This window comes from Abiotrophia defectiva ATCC 49176 (assembly GCF_037041345.1).
Taxonomy (GTDB): Bacteria; Bacillota; Bacilli; order Lactobacillales; family Aerococcaceae; genus Abiotrophia.
The window spans coordinates 1882986-1899334 of sequence record NZ_CP146287.1; the positions used below are offsets into that span (position 1 = coordinate 1882986).

General features: G+C 51.3%; 13 protein-coding genes and 1 pseudogene. All 14 read right to left on the reverse strand.

The window, feature by feature from the left end:
• Positions 1-4 precede the first annotated feature (4 nt).
• Positions 5-709 carry an ABC transporter ATP-binding protein gene (locus V7R82_RS08820; protein WP_338542605.1) on the reverse strand — a complete coding sequence of 235 codons (705 nt, stop codon included), beginning with the start codon at positions 707-709 and terminating at the stop codon, positions 5-7.
• Positions 709-1485, reverse strand: a complete 777-nt coding sequence (locus V7R82_RS08825) for an ABC transporter ATP-binding protein (RefSeq protein ID WP_023391421.1) — start codon at positions 1483-1485, stop codon at positions 709-711. The genes V7R82_RS08820 and V7R82_RS08825 overlap by 1 nt, the downstream gene beginning before the upstream one ends.
• Positions 1485-2444, reverse strand: a complete 960-nt coding sequence (locus V7R82_RS08830) for a branched-chain amino acid ABC transporter permease (RefSeq protein WP_023391422.1) — start codon at positions 2442-2444, stop codon at positions 1485-1487. The genes V7R82_RS08825 and V7R82_RS08830 overlap by 1 nt, the downstream gene beginning before the upstream one ends.
• Positions 2445-2454: 10 nt before the next feature.
• Positions 2455-3339 (reverse strand): branched-chain amino acid ABC transporter permease, encoded by an 885-nt coding sequence (locus V7R82_RS08835; RefSeq protein ID WP_070756319.1) that lies wholly within the window; start codon positions 3337-3339, stop codon positions 2455-2457.
• 154 nt (positions 3340-3493) lie between these two features.
• Entirely contained in the window at positions 3494-4648 is a 1155-nt protein-coding gene (locus tag V7R82_RS08840; RefSeq protein ID WP_314760529.1) for an ABC transporter substrate-binding protein, read from the reverse strand.
• A 690-nt stretch (positions 4649-5338) separates the two neighbouring features.
• On the reverse strand, positions 5339-6757 hold the full coding sequence (locus tag V7R82_RS08845) for a glycoside hydrolase family 32 protein (protein WP_338542608.1): 1419 nt from the start codon (positions 6755-6757) through the stop codon (positions 5339-5341).
• Positions 6758-6882: 125 nt separating this feature from the next.
• Positions 6883-8259, reverse strand: a pseudogene (locus V7R82_RS08850) (sucrose-specific PTS transporter subunit IIBC); the annotation flags it as partial.
• A gap of 149 nt (positions 8260-8408) precedes the next feature.
• Positions 8409-9389, reverse strand: a complete 981-nt coding sequence (locus V7R82_RS08855; protein ID WP_338542610.1) for a LacI family DNA-binding transcriptional regulator — start codon at positions 9387-9389, stop codon at positions 8409-8411.
• 468 nt (positions 9390-9857) lie between these two features.
• The gene (locus tag V7R82_RS08860; protein ID WP_291454238.1) at positions 9858-9998 is read right to left on the reverse strand and encodes a hypothetical protein; all 141 of its coding nucleotides are present in this window, start codon (positions 9996-9998) and stop codon (positions 9858-9860) included.
• 215 nt (positions 9999-10213) lie between these two features.
• Positions 10214-11848: a carbohydrate-binding domain-containing protein gene (locus V7R82_RS08865; protein WP_338542612.1), complete on the reverse strand. Its 1635-nt coding sequence runs from the start codon at positions 11846-11848 to the stop codon at positions 10214-10216.
• Positions 11849-12340: 492 nt separating this feature from the next.
• Positions 12341-13597: an ABC transporter permease gene (locus V7R82_RS08870; RefSeq protein ID WP_338542614.1), complete on the reverse strand. Its 1257-nt coding sequence runs from the start codon at positions 13595-13597 to the stop codon at positions 12341-12343.
• Positions 13594-14331, reverse strand: coding sequence for an ABC transporter ATP-binding protein (locus V7R82_RS08875; RefSeq protein ID WP_338542616.1), 738 nt, complete (start codon positions 14329-14331; stop codon positions 13594-13596). Before V7R82_RS08875 ends, V7R82_RS08870 begins: the two co-directional genes overlap by 4 nt.
• Positions 14328-15545, reverse strand: a complete 1218-nt coding sequence (gene coaBC / locus V7R82_RS08880) for a bifunctional phosphopantothenoylcysteine decarboxylase/phosphopantothenate--cysteine ligase CoaBC (protein WP_338542617.1) — start codon at positions 15543-15545, stop codon at positions 14328-14330. The genes V7R82_RS08875 and coaBC overlap by 4 nt, the downstream gene beginning before the upstream one ends.
• A gap of 77 nt (positions 15546-15622) precedes the next feature.
• Positions 15623-16198, reverse strand: coding sequence for an NAD(P)H-dependent oxidoreductase (locus V7R82_RS08885; RefSeq protein WP_083316298.1), 576 nt, complete (start codon positions 16196-16198; stop codon positions 15623-15625).
• Positions 16199-16349 lie beyond the last annotated feature (151 nt).

Here is a 16349-nt window from a genome sequence, read left to right on the forward strand (position 1 = left end):
TTGCTTAACCTCCTAAGTATGCTTTTTGGACGGCATCGCTCTCGAGGAGCTCTTGGCCGGTCCCGCTCAGAACGATCTTACCGGTTTCCAAGACGTAACCCCGACTCGCAATGGACAGGGCCATCTTGGCATTTTGTTCAATCAAGAGGACGGTGGTCCCTTGAGCTTGAATCTGTTGAATAATGTTGAAGATTTCTTGGATGAAGATTGGCGCCAAGCCCATGGATGGCTCATCCAACAAGAGGAGCTTAGGCTTGGACATAAGGGCCCGTCCCATGGCTAGCATCTGTTGCTCCCCACCTGATAGGGTGGAAGCATCCTGCTTCTGACGCTCGCCCAAGACTGGGAAGCGGTCATAAACTGCTTGAATATCTTCTTCGATATTGGCGCGGTCCTTGCGTAAGAAGGCACCCATTTCCAAGTTTTCGCGGACAGACAGGCCTTTGAAGACGTGACGGCCTTCTGGCACGTGGGAAATCCCCAGTTGGACAATCTTCTGGGCGTTGGTTTTGGTAATGTTCTGGCCTTCATAGGTCAGAGTCCCTGAAGCGGGCTTAATCAAACCGGAGACAGTCCGTAGGATGGTCGATTTACCAGCCCCATTGGCCCCAATCAGGGAGACAATCTCCCCTTGGTTAACCTCGAAGTTAACGCCACGGACTGCATTAATCATGCCGTAGTTGACGGCTAAGTTCTCAACACGTAACATTAGGCGTCACCTCCTAGGTAGGCCCGGATAACATCTGGGTTCTGACGAATTTCTTCTGGCGTGCCTTGGGCCAAGAGTCGGCCGTATTCCAAGACATAGATGCGTTGGCAGATTTCCATAACCAGGGCCATATCGTGTTCGATCAAGACGATGGTTAAGCCAAATTGTTGGCGAATCTGTTCAATTAGGGCGGTTAACTCAGCGGTTTCCGCTGGGTTCATGCCGGCTGCTGGCTCGTCTAAGAAGAGGATCTTAGGTTCGGTGGCCAGGGCCCGGACGATTTCCAGACGGCGTTGTTGACCGTAGGCCAAGTTCTTAGCCTTGTCTTGAGCGTATTGAGCTAGGTCGAAGATTTCCAAGAGTTCTAAGGCTTTAGCCTTCATCTTAGCTTCTGTCTCATAGTAGGCCTTGGTCCGGAAAATGCTGGACCAGATGGCATCATGATTGTGCCCGTGCATGGCTACCATGACGTTCTCCAAGACGCTTTGGTCTTTGAAGAGGCGGATATTTTGGAAGGTCCGCGCCAAGCCTAGTTGGTTAATCTTATAAGGTGCCATGCCGTTCAAGGTCTTGACCCCATCAGCGGTTGATAGGGTGACAGTCCCTTCTGTTGGCTCGTAGACGCCCGTTAAGAGGTTGAAGAAGGTGGTCTTGCCGGCCCCGTTAGGACCGATAAGGCCTACAAGCTCTTGCTCTTCTAACTTGAGGGAGACGTTGGACACGGCTGCCAAACCGCCAAAGTTTTTAGTAAGTTGATTGACTTCTAATAAGGCCATTAGACTGCTCCTTTCTTCGCTTTATTCTTGGTTAAGAGGGAGCCTAGACGTAATTCCCAGGTTCCTAGGAGACCACCCGGTCTGAAGATCATGATTAGGATGAGGGCGATGGCATAGATGACCATACGAAGCTGCCCATAAGGTTGTAAGAGGGTGTTGAGAATCCCTAAGACCACAGCTGCCACGAAGGAACCGGTGAAACTCCCAATCCCGCCGAATACGACGATAATGAGGACATCAATGGACTTGTTGAAGGTGAAGTCCCCTGGGGTGACGACCCCGATGTTACCAGCATAGAGGGCACCGCCGATAGCGGCAGTAATGGCACCTAAGACGAAGGCGATCACCTTGTACTTAGTCACGTTAACCCCCATGGACTCTGCGGCAATCTCATCTTGCTCGATGGCATAGGTTGCCCGGCCCGCACTGGAGTAGAAGTAGTTGAGAATCAAGATAGTGGTCACAACCATGAAGAAGTAAACTAATGGCCAGGTTGCCACTTTAGGAATGGCGTTAATCCCTTGAGGCCCGTTGGTCAGGGTCTTGTAGTTGGTGATGACGACCCGGATGATTTCAGAAACACCCAGTGTGGCAATGGCCAAGTAGTCCCCGCGTAGGCGCAAGGTTGGAATCCCGACTAAGACAGCCAAGACAGCAGCCACAACCGCACCGACTAGCATCCCCGTCCAGAGACCCCCTAGGTCTGCATGACGTGTTGCGAAGATGGCACCTGAGTAAGCCCCCACAGCGATAAAGGCTGCATGCCCCAGTGAGAACTGGCCGGCTACCCCTAAGACGAGGTTGAGCCCGATGGCATAGATGACATCAATCATAATTTTGATTAAGGTAATTTGGTAGTAGGAATCGATTAAGTTAGTCGACGTTAAGAGCCACAAGAGGCCATAACCCAAGAGGGCTGCCGTCAACCAAACGAAGTTGCGTTGATGGAATCGTTGCATGTGGCTTCACCTACACTTTCTCTTTGACGTTCTTACCGAAGAGACCTGCCGGCAAGACGAGCAAGATAACAATTAAGAGGGCATATACGGCCGCATCCTTGAAGGCAGAGCCCCCGAAGGCGGAGACGAAGGTCTCCAAGAGACCGATTAGGTAACCCCCGACCATGGCCCCCGGAATGGAGCCAATCCCACCGACAACGGCAGCAACGAAGGCCTTAAGCCCTGGCGTCAGACCCATGGTGGCAGCCATTTGGTTGGAGTAGAGTCCGTAGAGGACGCCGGCTACCCCTGCCAGGGCAGACCCTAGCGCGAAGGTAAAGGAAATCACCGCGTCAACGTTAATCCCCATGAGTTGAGCTGCTTCTTCATCGACCGCAACCGCCCGCATGGCTTTCCCCATCTTGGTGTACTTAACAATAAATTGTAGAGCTACCATTAAGAGGATAGTGGTCACGAAGATTAAGATTTGTTTGGAGTTAATGACCGCTCCCATAACTTTGAAGGTGGTGGTCGTAAAGCTAGTTGGGTAAGCCTTGACTTCCGGACCGAAGAAATAGATCATGGCATTTTCTAAGAGGAAGGAGACCCCAATCGCGGTGATAAGGGCGGCTACCCGAGTCGATTTACGTAGGGGCTTGTAGGCTACCCGTTCAATGGTCACCCCTAAAACGGAGGTGAAGACCATGGTTAAAGCTAAGGATAAGTAGAAGTCCATGCCCTGGACATTAACCAGATAGAAACCGAAGAAGGCCCCCATCATGAGGATGTCCCCGTGGGCGAAGTTAATCAAGCGGATGGTCCCATAGACCATGGTATAACCCAAGGCGATCAAGGCGTAGATACTCCCCGTCGACAAGCCGTTAAAAAGTTGTTGTAAGAACCACTGGAGGTTCATAGGCATAAGCTCCTTTCTATGTATGATGGCTATAAATTAAGTATAGCAGTCCTAAGGCTAAGGCGCCATACTTCCTCATGAAAAAGGTCGTATTGTGCTATGACTGGATGTCCAAGCAACAATACGACACTAGCATGAGGGAGTCTGCTGTCGATTACTCAGCTGACACGTTCACAGCTTCGGTAACTTCACCTTTTTCGAAGTGGAGCATTACCGCTGTCTTCACTGGGTTGTGTTTTTCGTCAAATGAGAAGGTCCCGGTTACCCCTTTGAAGTCTTTGATTTTAGCCAAGGCTTTGTTAACTTCTTGTGGGTCAGTTGAGCCTGCATCCTTGATAGCTTGCAAGAGCACGTTAGTCGCATCGTAAGCGAGAGCTGCGAAAGTATCTGGCTTCTTGCCGTATTCTTTTTCATAGGCTTCTACGAATTTCTTAACTGCTGGGTCTTCACTCTTGTCAGAGTAGTGAGAAGTATAGAAGACGTTGTTAAGGTTGTCTTTACCTGCTAATTCAACCAAGGTGTCGTTAGCAAAACCGTCACCACCAACGATTGGCTTGTCGATCCCGAGTTCACGCGCTTGCTTGATGATCAAACCAGCTTCAGTATAGTAACCTGGTACGTAGAGGGCGTCGAAGTCTTGAGTAGAGATGTTAGTCAAGACAGTTAAGAAGTCAGTATCGTTAGTTTGGTAAGATTCTTTGGCTACGATGGTCCCGCCTTTAGCTTCAAATTGCTTAACGAAGCTATCAGCCAAACCTTGTGAGTAGTCGTTAGCTTGGTCAACCAAGAGAACCACTTTCTTGTAACCTTGAGTATCCGCTAAGTAGTTGGCAGCAGCCACCCCTTGGAAGGAGTCTTCGAAGCAGACACGGTAGATGTAGTCGTAGACTTTGCCTGCAGAGTCGAGGGTAATCCCGTTACCAGTTGCAGCAGGGAAGATAGCTGGTGTTTTGCCGTCGTTAGCGACTGGAATTTCTGCTAAGGCATCCCCGGTAGTTGCAGGACCTACAATCCCTGCCACGCCGGCAGCGACTAATTTGGTTGCAGCCGCAGCGGCTTCTGTCTTATCAGACTTGTTGTCTTCGACTTGCGCTTCGACTTTCTTGCCGTTAACGCCGCCGTGTTCTTCATTGTATTGCTTAACAGCTAATTTCAAACCATTAGCCATTGGCGTCCCGTAAGCAGCTGCCGCCCCTGAGAGCTCGAAGTTACCGCCGACTTTAACGGTGTCTTGGGCTGAGACAGTAGCCAATGGGGATGCGAGCAAGAGACCCGCGAAAAGTGCTGTTCCTAACTTTTTAAAATTCATAGTGTACCTCCTAAAATATGGTTCCTAAATCATGATGATGAGAAAAGTATACACTACTCCGGATTATTTTACAATGCTTTTATTAAAGTTTTTTAATCTTTTGCTCATTTTCTTGTCTAGCCCTTATGTGGCGCGGAATCGGTGCCGTTTTGGGTGGCTGGCTGGAGGGGGATTTCTGGATTGTACCCTGGTTTGAGCGGGTTGCTGGGGAGCTAGTGGTCTACTCTTCAAAGTGGACCACTGGCTCGGCGCTTTTCCTGGTTTTTGCCCTGTTTTTGGCAGTTTCCTTAGGAGCTAGTGGTCCACTCGACGGAGTGGACCACTGGCTCGACGATTTTCCTGACTTTTGGCCCGTTTTCGGCGATTCCCTGGGAGCTAGTGGTCCACTCTTTAAAGTGGGCCACTAGCTCGACACTTTTCCTAGATTCTGGCCCGTTTTCAACGATTTCCCTGGAGCTAGTGGTCCACTCGACGGAGTGGGCCACTGGCTCGGAGCTTTTCCTAGCTTTTGCCCTGTTTTCGGCGGTTGCTTAGAGAGTTTCCTGGCTATGGGGCGACTTATTTGAGAGGATTTGCTGGCTAGTAAACTTAGCTCCCCTATTTATCTATTACATAGATAAATAGGGTACGAGTTAGCAAAATTACGTGTCCAAAACTAAACAAAAAAGGGGCTGATGCCCCTTTTTCTTCCTATATATATTGATGAGCGGCCAACTTAGTAGCTACTAGCTTAGCCTGGAGGCCGGCGCTGGCCTTGCCTTCTAGGCGGGTCAGGGGCTCTTTGGCGAAGTAACGGAGGGAGGCAACTACTTGCCCACCGTTAACAAAGACTTCTAGTGAGCTAGCATCGAGCCAAAGGTCTAAGTGCTTGAGCTCCTCTTCTAGCTGCATATGGCGCCATTCTTGCAAGCCGGTTAGCCAGTTGAAGCGAGCTAAACTTAAACGGCCTTGAGCGGCCTGGTATTTGACCGTCACGTTATCATCTAAGAAGAGTTCCCAATCTGCTAAAGTCTCAAAGTCCACTTGCACTCTTTGCGCCCGGCCCGACAAATCTAGGCGGAAGTCTGCCGAGGTCCAATCCAGCAGTTGGCTAGCTCCTGTTAGGCCTGCCAGTTCGGTAATCGGCGTCTGATAGAGTTTGCCATTTACTAGGCGTAAGTGGCGCGGAATGGTCAGGTGATGAATCCAGTCGTCCTGACGGGTTGGGATGGCGGCCTCCTGGTCAGGCCAGGTAATGCCCATCCAAGAGTATTGGATGACCCGGCCATCAGGCGCCACAAAGGATTGAGGCGCATAGTATTCAAAGCCCCGGTCACATTCCTGCATATCCGCAAAGTCCGCATTATCCGGTAGGAAGCGACCAGTCTGGCTATCCCAGGTCCCGACCAAGTAAGTGGTGTTAAAGATATTATGGTAGCTATCTCCAATTGGGTCGACCCCTTGAGGTGAGAAGATGAAGACGGCCTTGTCCTGACCGGTCACCTCGTCCGTCAAGAAGACCATATCCGGGCACTCCCACATATAGCCCAGGGGCTGATCAAATTGGAAGATAGAACCGCGGTAGTCCCAGTCTTTAAGGTCTTTAGAGAAGAAGGCCACGGTGTCGCCGGTCTTATCTAAGCGCTGAGTCCCCAGTAACATCCACCAACCTTGGACGGACGCATCATACCAGACCTTAGGATCCCGCACATGGCCGGTATAGTCCGACAACTGCTCAGTTACAGGGCCTAATTTGGTGAAATGAATGCCGTCTGTCGAAGTGGCAATACATTGGTAGCTAGTCCGGCGTCCTGCCTCATCCTTGGTATTACCGGTATAGAAGAGGTAGAGGGTATCCTCGTGGACAATGGCGCCACCTGAATAGACCCCGTTCTTATCGAACCAGTCATCAGACTTGAGGGCTACCGGCAACTGCTCATAAGTCACGAAGTCCTTGGTCCGGACATGACCCCAGTATTTAGTGGAGTGGTCGGTCGCATGCGGGTTATATTGATAGAAAATATGATAGTAACCCTGGAAATAGCAGAGCCCGTTAGGGTCATTGAGTAGCCCCTGCTCAGGCGTCAGGTGGAAGTGTTGGGCGTAAGGCCCTTTGTTGCGGCTTGACATGGCTGGTCCTCCTTTTTGATTCTTATCTACTTTTATTATAGCATAGCTGCCAACTGGCACCTATGAAAACAGGACGAGTCGCCCCGTCCTGCCATATGTCATGCTTGTGCTTAAGCTTGTTTGTCTTCTTTGTAACCGAAGGCGTAGGTCAAGCCGAACCCGATCCCGAAGCTGACTACCAGCACCAAGAGGTAAGCAAAGATATTGTTGAGGTAGAGTAAGACCCCTGGTAAAACAGTGACAGACATACCAGTCGCTGCCAATTTGAAGAGGCCTGCTAACCAACCACCCGCAGCCCCGGCAACGAGACCCATCACGAATGGTTTACCATAACGGAGGTTAACCCCGAAGATGGCTGGTTCAGTAATCCCTAGCAAGCAGGAAATCCCTGAAGAGTATGCCAAGGCACGAACTTTGTGGTTGACTGTCTTGTAACCTACAGCGAAGGTTGCCCCTGCTTGCCCTGCCATGGCAGCAGTGAAGTAAGCATTCAGTGGGTTAGTCTTGTCGCCGTTAGTCAATAATTGTAATTCTAAGAAGTTGAAGATGTGGTGAATCCCGGTAACCACGATGATTTGTTGGACCCCACCGACGATGAGACCCGCTAAACCAAATGGTAAGGTCAAGATTTGCTTGGTTACATCCAGTACGACGGTTTCCAAGGAGTGGAAGACTGGCCCAATAGCGAAGAGACCCAAAATAGACATTACCAAGAAGGTTAAGAATGGTGTCACGATCAAGTCGAAGGTATCCTTAACGTGGTCATGGAGCCATTTTTCAAGTTTAGCCCCGATTAAACCGACGAAGAAGGCTGGTAAGACAGTCCCTTGATAACCTACGACTGGGATAAAGCCGAAGAAGGTTAAGGCTTGCGCATCCCCACTTGCTACTGCATAGGCGTTAGGCAAGGCAGGGTTGACCATCATTAAACCAAGGACAATCCCTAAGACAGGGTTGCCACCGAAGACCTTGAAGCTAGACCAAGCAACTAAGGCTGGTAAGAAGGCGAAGGCAGTATCGGTTAAGATTTGTGTATAGAGTAAGAAGTTTTGGTCGATTTGTTTAGGGTCGGTTAAACCGAAGAGGCCAATCACTTCTGGACGAGTGAGGACACCCCGAACCCCCATGAAGAGACCGGTTGCCACCAAGACAGGGATGATTGGTACGAAGACGTCCCCGAAGGTCCGAATCATACGTTGTAAGATATTACCTTGTGGCTTAACTTCTTCTTTTTGATCGGACTTGGTTACAGCGTTAACGCCCAAGGCTGATACTTCTTCATAGACCTTGTTAACCGTACCGGTTCCAAAGATGATTTGGTATTGACCAGAGTTGAAGAAAGCACCCATTACCTTGTCGGTATTTTCGATAGCTTCCTTATCAATTTTGGCTTCGTCTTTGACCATAACACGTAGACGAGTTGCGCAGTGTGCGACGCTAGAGATGTTTTCCTTACCACCTAGGTATTTGACAACATCTTGTGCGATTTCTTTAAATCCCATATGTGTTCCTCCTTCATTCAGATGAGACTAAAACAATAATTGCCTGTAGAAAAGAAACCGGTTCTCTCCTAAGCCTTATTATACTTGGAATAGAACCGGTGTCAATATCATTAAATGTGAAAATGAAATCGTTTAGTTTTCAATTTAGGCTAAACAGCTGTGACCGACTGTCTAATCACAAGGGAAGTTTCGAGCTTGCGTTTGGTGGCTGTCTCATGGCCCTGAATTCTGTCTAGCAGCATCTTGGTAGCAACATAGCCGGCATGACGATAAGGATATTCTACCGTCGTCAAGCCAGGATAGATAGAAGAGCCTAGGACATTATTGCCAAAACCAGCAAAGTTAATTTGCTCTGGCACCTGATAGCCTGCCTCTAGGCAAGCCCGCATAGCACCAATAGCAATAATATCGGTCGCCCCCACAATCAGGCGAGGCTTATTGAGCAGCACTTGATCCCGCGTCACTTGGTAGCCATCCATGAGGTTGAAGCCACAGCTGTACTCGCGGAAGCTGGTATCACCGTATTTGAGAAATTCCTGCTTAATGGCATCTCGGCGCTTAATGCCCACAGCGGGGTCAGTCGTAGTCACCGTCAAGAAGTCCATATCCCGATGGCCCATGGCATAGAGGTAGTCGGCCAGCTGGCGGCCCGCACTCTCCTCGTCGTAGAAAATGGTATTCTCGTCCAAGAATTCTTGACCAATGGTCACGATTGGCACCTGGACATTCTCAAGCAGTTCAATAATCCGGTTGTCGGTGTGGGACATGAGGAAGATGACCCCGTCCATCTTATTAACTTGGAAGGTTCTGAGGGCCTCTTCTTCTCGGCTGACCGAGAAATTAGAATTAATAATTAAAACCTGATAGTTGTGCTGACGGAAAACTTCGTCAATTTCACTCAGGATACAGTTGGCTGAAAAACTATCAAGCCGCGGTATGATCACGCCAATCATACGGCTCTCCTTGGCTTTCAAGCTTTGGGCAAAAGAATTAGGTACATAGCCGGTTTGCTTGATGACTGCCTCAATCTTGGCAGCTGTTTTCCGGCTGACAGAACCCCCGTTCAAATGTCTAGAAACCGTACTTTTGGCAACACCTGCTAATTTTGCAATATCATTAATCGTTGTCATTGTTACCCTCCTAGCGATTATCTAGCCTTCGCTGGTAGTGAGTAGCATAGAGCTTATGACAAGTGCGTCTTAGACCGCCCCGAGGGCGTCTGGACTGTATCTTACTAAAAATCTCTTACGCTTGCTTCACTTACATAATTCAACATTATCTTACATTAAATCTAATTGAATCCAAACGGAAAATACAAAAAAATGTCAAAAGATTGTGTATAATGCCCTGCCCACAAACTTTTGACGCCTATTTACCGTGCTTGAATTCGTTTTATGACTTAGAAACCCGCCCACTAGCTCTATGGCTGGTGATCAGATTTGTTCGTTATAAACGCTTCCTTTCATCCACACGCAAGTCCCTGGGGACCAACGTCAAATTCTCACGATTCATCAGTTGCGTCAACACTCTTCACTTACTTGATTGCGGTCCTCACCCCTTTAACTTGTGCCGTTTTGGGCCTAAGCGGGCCCTCTCGCTTAATCAGCATATCTATCCGGCGCCACCCCATTGGACTGGGTTACTGTCTGCCATTGGTTGGTCAGACTGGGCAAGTTATCCACTAGCTCACAGGGGTATGGTGCTTGGGATAGACAGGTATTATGACTAACACCGGTCACATCCTCCCCTTCTCGTGATGAGTATTCAAGATATTGCAGTTTCAATTTTGGAACTAGTTCCATCAGAAACCGCTATCTTTACACTATTATTATGACACATTTATCTTGCTTTTACAAGTATCTTCTCGAGTCAGCTGCCAGGCCTTATCCCATCTAAAAAAAATACGAAGCTAAGTGCCGGCACTTAGCTTCGTAGAGGAGAATGTCCCTAATGCTTAGGGATGAAAGCCACCGGTCACCGGGGTGACAAGGGCTGCCGTGGCAGTTTGGGTCGTCCCTTCCACCTGGATGGTGTAAGCCTGACCGTCTACTAGGTCGGCACTGGACATAATGACCGCTTGGAAATCCTTGCTGGCTGTCTGACGTGCCACTTCCTTGCCCTTGGCATCGAGGATAATCAGAGTTTGGCCTGCGGTCCCTGCTATGTTAGCAGTAATGGAAGCCTGGGTGGAACCTTGGGCGAATCCTTGCAACATATCGGAGGTTCCTAAGGCCCAGACCGTGCCGCCAGTGATAGTAATGTCGCCCGCTGCATCGAGGGGGCCATTACCGCCTCGGACTGAGCCATTGACGACTAGGCTACCACCACTAATGCTAACCGTCCCGTTGGAATCAATGCCGTCGCCTTCCGCATCAATGGTAAGGGTCCCACCTTCAAGGATGATTTGTAGGCTTGGGTCACTTTCTTCCTGGCCACCCGGTGGCATGCCGCCAGGCCCTTGTCCATTTTGCGGTGGCTGGCCGCCTTGTGGCGGCGCTTGGCCAGCCGGTGGAGACGGTGGGGTTGCATTCTTATCCTTGTTGGCTTGGTCAGCCTGACTGGTAGCTGCTGGGTCGGCAGTGGCCTGGCTTGCGGAAGTGCTGGCGGTGGCTGAATCAGCAGTGGCCTGGCTAGCAGAAGAGCTGGTGTCAGCTGTATTGCTTGTGGCGCTCGTGTCCGTAGTTTTGCTAGAGGAACCGGCCGAAGCGTTGACCCCGTCATCGCTACTCTTGATGGTGACATCGCCGCCTAGTTGACGAATGACACGCGCTTCTAGGCCTTCCTCACTTTGGCTCACGGTAATCGTCCCGCCTTTGATAGTCAATTCATTGCCGGCGTCCACCCCATCTTCGGTGGCCGCAATACTTAATTGAGTCGGATTGAGGCTAACGTTAGCTCGTTCGGTCGTTTCGTCATGCTCAGCATGGAGACCGTCTTTGCCTGCTTCAATGGTTAGAGTGGCCGCCTCAATATCGAGGGCGCCCTCGGCCTTGAAGCCATGGTTGGCGGCTTTGACGGTATAGGTCCCGCCTAACACCTTGAGGTCGTCCTCCACCTCTAAGGCATTCTTGGTCAGGGCCGTGAGGGTTAAGTTACCTGTCCCGTTCAGGGTCAGAGGCACCTGACTGTGGATGGTGGCTTTGACTTCCTCATCGTCGCTGGCCTGGCTTTCTGTCAAAGCATTCTGACTGCCTTCCGCTAGACTGATGACGACTTCTTGGGCCTTGTTAACTTGCAGCAAGGTTCCCTCCCCTTCTAGGGTCAGGTTTTGAAAGACCAAGTGGACCTGGTCAGTGTCAGCTGCCTCTACCACTAGCTTGATATTCTTGCCACTACCGGTCAGGACGTAGGTGCCAGCTTGGGTGATAGTCAGCGTTTGGCCGCTGAAGCTGGCACCTTGCCCTGTGACGGTGGCCGTTTGATCAGCCAAGGTTATTTGGCTAGCCTGGCTCTCTTCATAGCTCGTTTGGGCCTGGAAACTGGTCACTGACTGACTTTCCTGCGTGCCCGACTGGGCTAAGACTGGATAAGCCAGGGACATACTGGCGGTCAGGCTGATGAGGGTGGCGATAGTAAAGCTTTTTCTCATGACATGGACCTCCCTTATTGGTCTTGCGTGTAGTAATCTTGGATCGTTTTAATAGTAGGTTAAGTGATAGTCAGACGTCCCCTCTATCACTTAACTTGATTTTAGTATAGAGGCCCTAGTTAAAATTTACTTAAAATGCCAAAGGGAATTTTTTTAGGTTAGGGGAAGTCGTAGTCTGACTTGTGCTAGGAAACGTGTTTTCCGCGATTTTCCCTAGCTAGTGGTCCACTCTTTAAAGTGGTCCACTAGCTCTGCTTGAATCCCTTGTTCTTGGCCTCTTTCCGTCCTTTCACCCCGAGCTAGTGGTCCACTCGACGGAGTGGACCACTGGCTCTCCTTGAATCCCTTGATTTTGGCCCTTTTCCGCCTTTTCACCCTGAGCTAGTGGTCCACTCGACGGAGTGGACCACTGGCGCTTAGCGAAGGCAGGGATTTTTGGGCTATACAAAAAGCCCTCTTTCAATAAGCTATTGAAAGAGGGAGTAAACTTGATTAATTTGCTTGGCTATGGCGGCCAATCCAAAATGGCAGGTAAACTAGGAGGCCTAGTGCTGCGACGGCTAGCCAGATCAAGAGGCAGAGGCCCAAGTGAGACCAGTTACCCTGAGCTAGAACAGCAAGCAAGAGGCTATAGACTAGCAACTGTAGTCCTAGAATCATGGCCAGTACCGGGCGCAAGGCGGGTACTAGGGACTGTTGTCCAACCGGATAGAGGCGCTCTAGCGGGTGGCGCAGGGGCTCTAGGGCTAGTGGCATGAGCTGAACTAGGGTCAAGACTGTGCTCAGCGCACCGGCTGCTGCCCAGAGCCAGACTTGTTGACTGCTGACGATGACCAAGCTGAAGAAAATCAGCACCCGTAGCCAGATTCCTGAATAGGCGGTATTGCGCACTAGATGGCGCAGGTAGAGGTAGGCGTAGCGATTACCTAGGCGCCCTGACAGACTCTTGAGGACACCATCCAAATAAGCTCGTCGCTTAATGGGTGGAATCTGCTGGGGCACTTCTGCAAAGAGGGCCAACCAACGGTAGAGGCTGGCGCGACGGGCCTGCTCTTGGGCTACTAAGGCTTCAAACTCAATCCAATGTTTGTCTAGTTTGCGGCAGGTCCAGCAGAGAAAGGCAGCGCCTAGAATCAGCAGCAAGGCTAAAAGTCCCAAAGCCAGGTTAGCCGGCAACCACAAGCTCCCCGCTCCCAGTCCTGCCAAGGCCAGAGCTAGCAGAGAAGCAGACAAAGCTTTTGGCAGCAAACCGCTATAAAAACCTAGATAGCCGGCCCAAGCCACTAGGAACTTGGCGGCCACTACATAGACAATCAGACAGAGGGCCTGACCCAAGGACCAACCAAAGCCCAAACTAATCAGTGGCGCCAGCAACAAGGTCAAGACAGCCAAGACCAGACTAGGAGCAAGAGCACCCAACCAGACGCCCCATTTCCAGACAGCATGCCATTGATACCCCCGAGCGAAGAGATAGCTCTTGTCCGGCTCGTAGGTCAGGAGCAAGGGCCTGCCCCAAGCCAGGCCTGCCCACCAGACTAGCAAGCAGACTGCTGACATCATCAGTCCCAAGCCTTGGGGTGGCTGGCTTTGGAGGGAAGTCAATAATTGTTGGTAATAGATACTGAAGAAACCAAAGGCCACCAAGAGAATGAGGGCCATGTGGTCATTGAGAATGAGCCGGCTGTAGCGACTCATGGTCTTGGCAAAGTCGCGCAGACGCCCCTGCCAGAGACTGTTCAAATCCTTCATGCCGTCACCTCGCGACTGGCCATTTGGATATAGAGTTGATCCAGACTAGCACCAGGCGCTTCTAGGGCTACTTGCAAGTCCGCTAGGGTACCCTGAGCATAGAGGCGACCCGCCTGCATCATGAGGTAAGAGTCGGCTAGATTTTCCACCAAGCCTAGGACGTGAGTGGTCAAGAGGATGGCGCAGCCGGCTTGGGCGCGGGTCTGGAGAATGTCCTTGAATTGCTGAATGGCCAAAGGGTCCAAGCCCAAGAAAGGCTCGTCAATAATCAGGAATTTGGCATCGGAGACCAAGGCGCAGACAATCATGACCTTTTGCTTCATACCCTTAGAAAAGTGAGTCGGGAACCAATCCAACTGCTTGTCCAAGCGGAAGAGTTTGAGTAGGGGTTGAGCCCGCTCCATCACGACTGTCGGGTCCAGGCCATAGCCCAGGGCCGTCAGTTCCAGATGCTCGCGCAAGGTCAGAGCCTCATAGAGAATGGGCGTCTCAGGCACATAGGCCAGCTGGCTAGCGAAGGCCTGATGGTTTTCCTGCAGGCTGAGGCCATCCAGGGTAACCGTCCCAGCCTGGGGCTTGAGCAGACCCAAGATGGTCTTGAGCAGGGTGGATTTACCCGCCCCATTGAGCCCAATTAAGGCTACAATTTGGCCCCACTCAATCTGGAAGTTAATGTCTTGGATGACCGGCACCTGGCGGTAACCACTGGCCAATCCAGCTACACGAATTGTCATAGTGTCTCTTCTCCTTCAGCTAGAATCACTTGCCAGGCTGCCAAGGCTAGGCTGGTCTTGGACTGTTGGGGCAGGAGAACTTCCTGACCCTGAGCCCCCAGGACATAGACCTGGTTCTTATCGGAGTTGAAGCCGATGGCCGGGTTGGACACATCATTGGCGATGAGCCAGTCGGCCCCTTTCTTGCTTAACTTAGCTCGGGCATGTTCTAGCAAATTCTGGGTTTCCGCCGCAAAGCCTATTAGGACTTGCTGGCGCTTGGTCTGGCCTAGTTGGGCCAAAATATCTGGGTTTTCGACTAGGTCTAGTTGCCAGTCCGTCTGACCGGCCACTTTCTTAATTTTCTGATCATGAGGATGCTTGACCCGGTAGTCGCTGACGGCTGCAGCCATGACGACATAGTCCATTTGGTCATAGTGAGAGGTCATGGCCTGGGCCAATTCTTGGGCTGACGCCACCTCATGGACTTGGACGCCTTCTGGTGGCAGGAGGCTTTGGCTGGTGGAGACCAGGGTGACAGTCGCCCCCAACCAGTCAGCCGCCTGGGCCATGGCATAGCCCATTTTGCCAGACGAATCGTTGCTGATGTAACGGACTGGGTCAATGCGCTCGCGAGTACCACCAGCCGAGACAATGACCTGCTTGCCGGCTAAACTTTGAGGCAAATGGGTCCGGGCATAGAGGCGCTCGACTTGGGCCACGATTCGATGGAGTTCAGGTAGGCGGCCTTTGCCTTCATAGCCTTCCGCTAAGAAACCTGTGTCAGGCTCCATAATGGTCAGGCCATCTGCTCGCAGCTGGGCCAGGTTGCGCTGGGTCGCGGGGTTCTCGTACATGTGGACATTCATGGCCGGCACCACCAGAACGGGGGCCGTTACTGCCAAGAGGGTGGTGGTCACCACATCATCTGCCAAGCCGTGCGCCATCTTAGCCAGACCATTGGCTGTGGCTGGCACCACCAAGGCTAGGTCGCACCAGTCAGCCATGGCCACATGTTGGACTTGGCTTGGCTCCCGCTCGTCAAAAGTATGGGTGAGGACCTGGCGTTTGGTCAGGACCTGCAAGGTCAGTGGCGTCACAAATTCCTGGGCCGACTGGGTCATGGCCACCTGAACTTGGGCACCCTTTTTAATTAACTGGCGGACCAGTTCTGGTACCTTATAGGCCGCGATGCCCCCCATGACAAAGACACCGATTTTTACATTTTCTAACACGCGGAGCCACCTCCAATCATTTTCCTTCTTATTTTAGCACATTCCAGCAAAAAAAGAGAGGGCCAGGCCTCTCCTCCTTAAACGCGACTGGACAAGGTTGCCAGATAGACGTCAATCTCCTCCTGGCTGATATGGCCGATGCCGCCCAGATTGTACCAAATAGGATTGAGGAAGCCCACATCCTTGAAGGTGCCGGCCATGGTCGTGCCCCGAATGGGGTCGCCAAAGACCTGCTCCAGGTCTTCTGTAGAAGCGGCTGAAGTCGTGAAAATGTAGGTCTTGCGCACCTGGCGGCTGGCTAGGAGGCGTTGATTTTCGGTCTCGAAGGCCGACTTAGGCAGCAGCACCTTATCCAGGAAGCCCCGCATAATGGCGGGCATGTCATACCACCAAATAGGATAGATGAAGATAATTTGCTCTGTCTGGTCCAAAATTTGGACATAGCGCTCTACCTGGGGATCGGTCGTTTTGCCTTCCCCGTAGACGGCTAAGTCCGCGGCCGACAGAACCGGATTGAACTGGTCAGCATAGAGGTCGAGTACGGTCACCGGGTGGCCCTTGGCTTCTAGGGTGGCGACTAGGCGCTCCAAAATAGCATGGTTGAGACTGCCCTCATAGGGGTGGGCGTAAACAATGGTCGTTTGCATGGTCATCTTAGCACGTCCTTTCTCTGGGTTTGGTAGGGTTTTCCATATTGTAACATATTTTGGGGCTGAAATTAAGTGAGGTGGCTAGGTAGGGGGTGCGGAGGCCGGAGGAGCTAGTGGTCCACTCGACCGAGTGGGCCACTGGCTCATGGCTTTT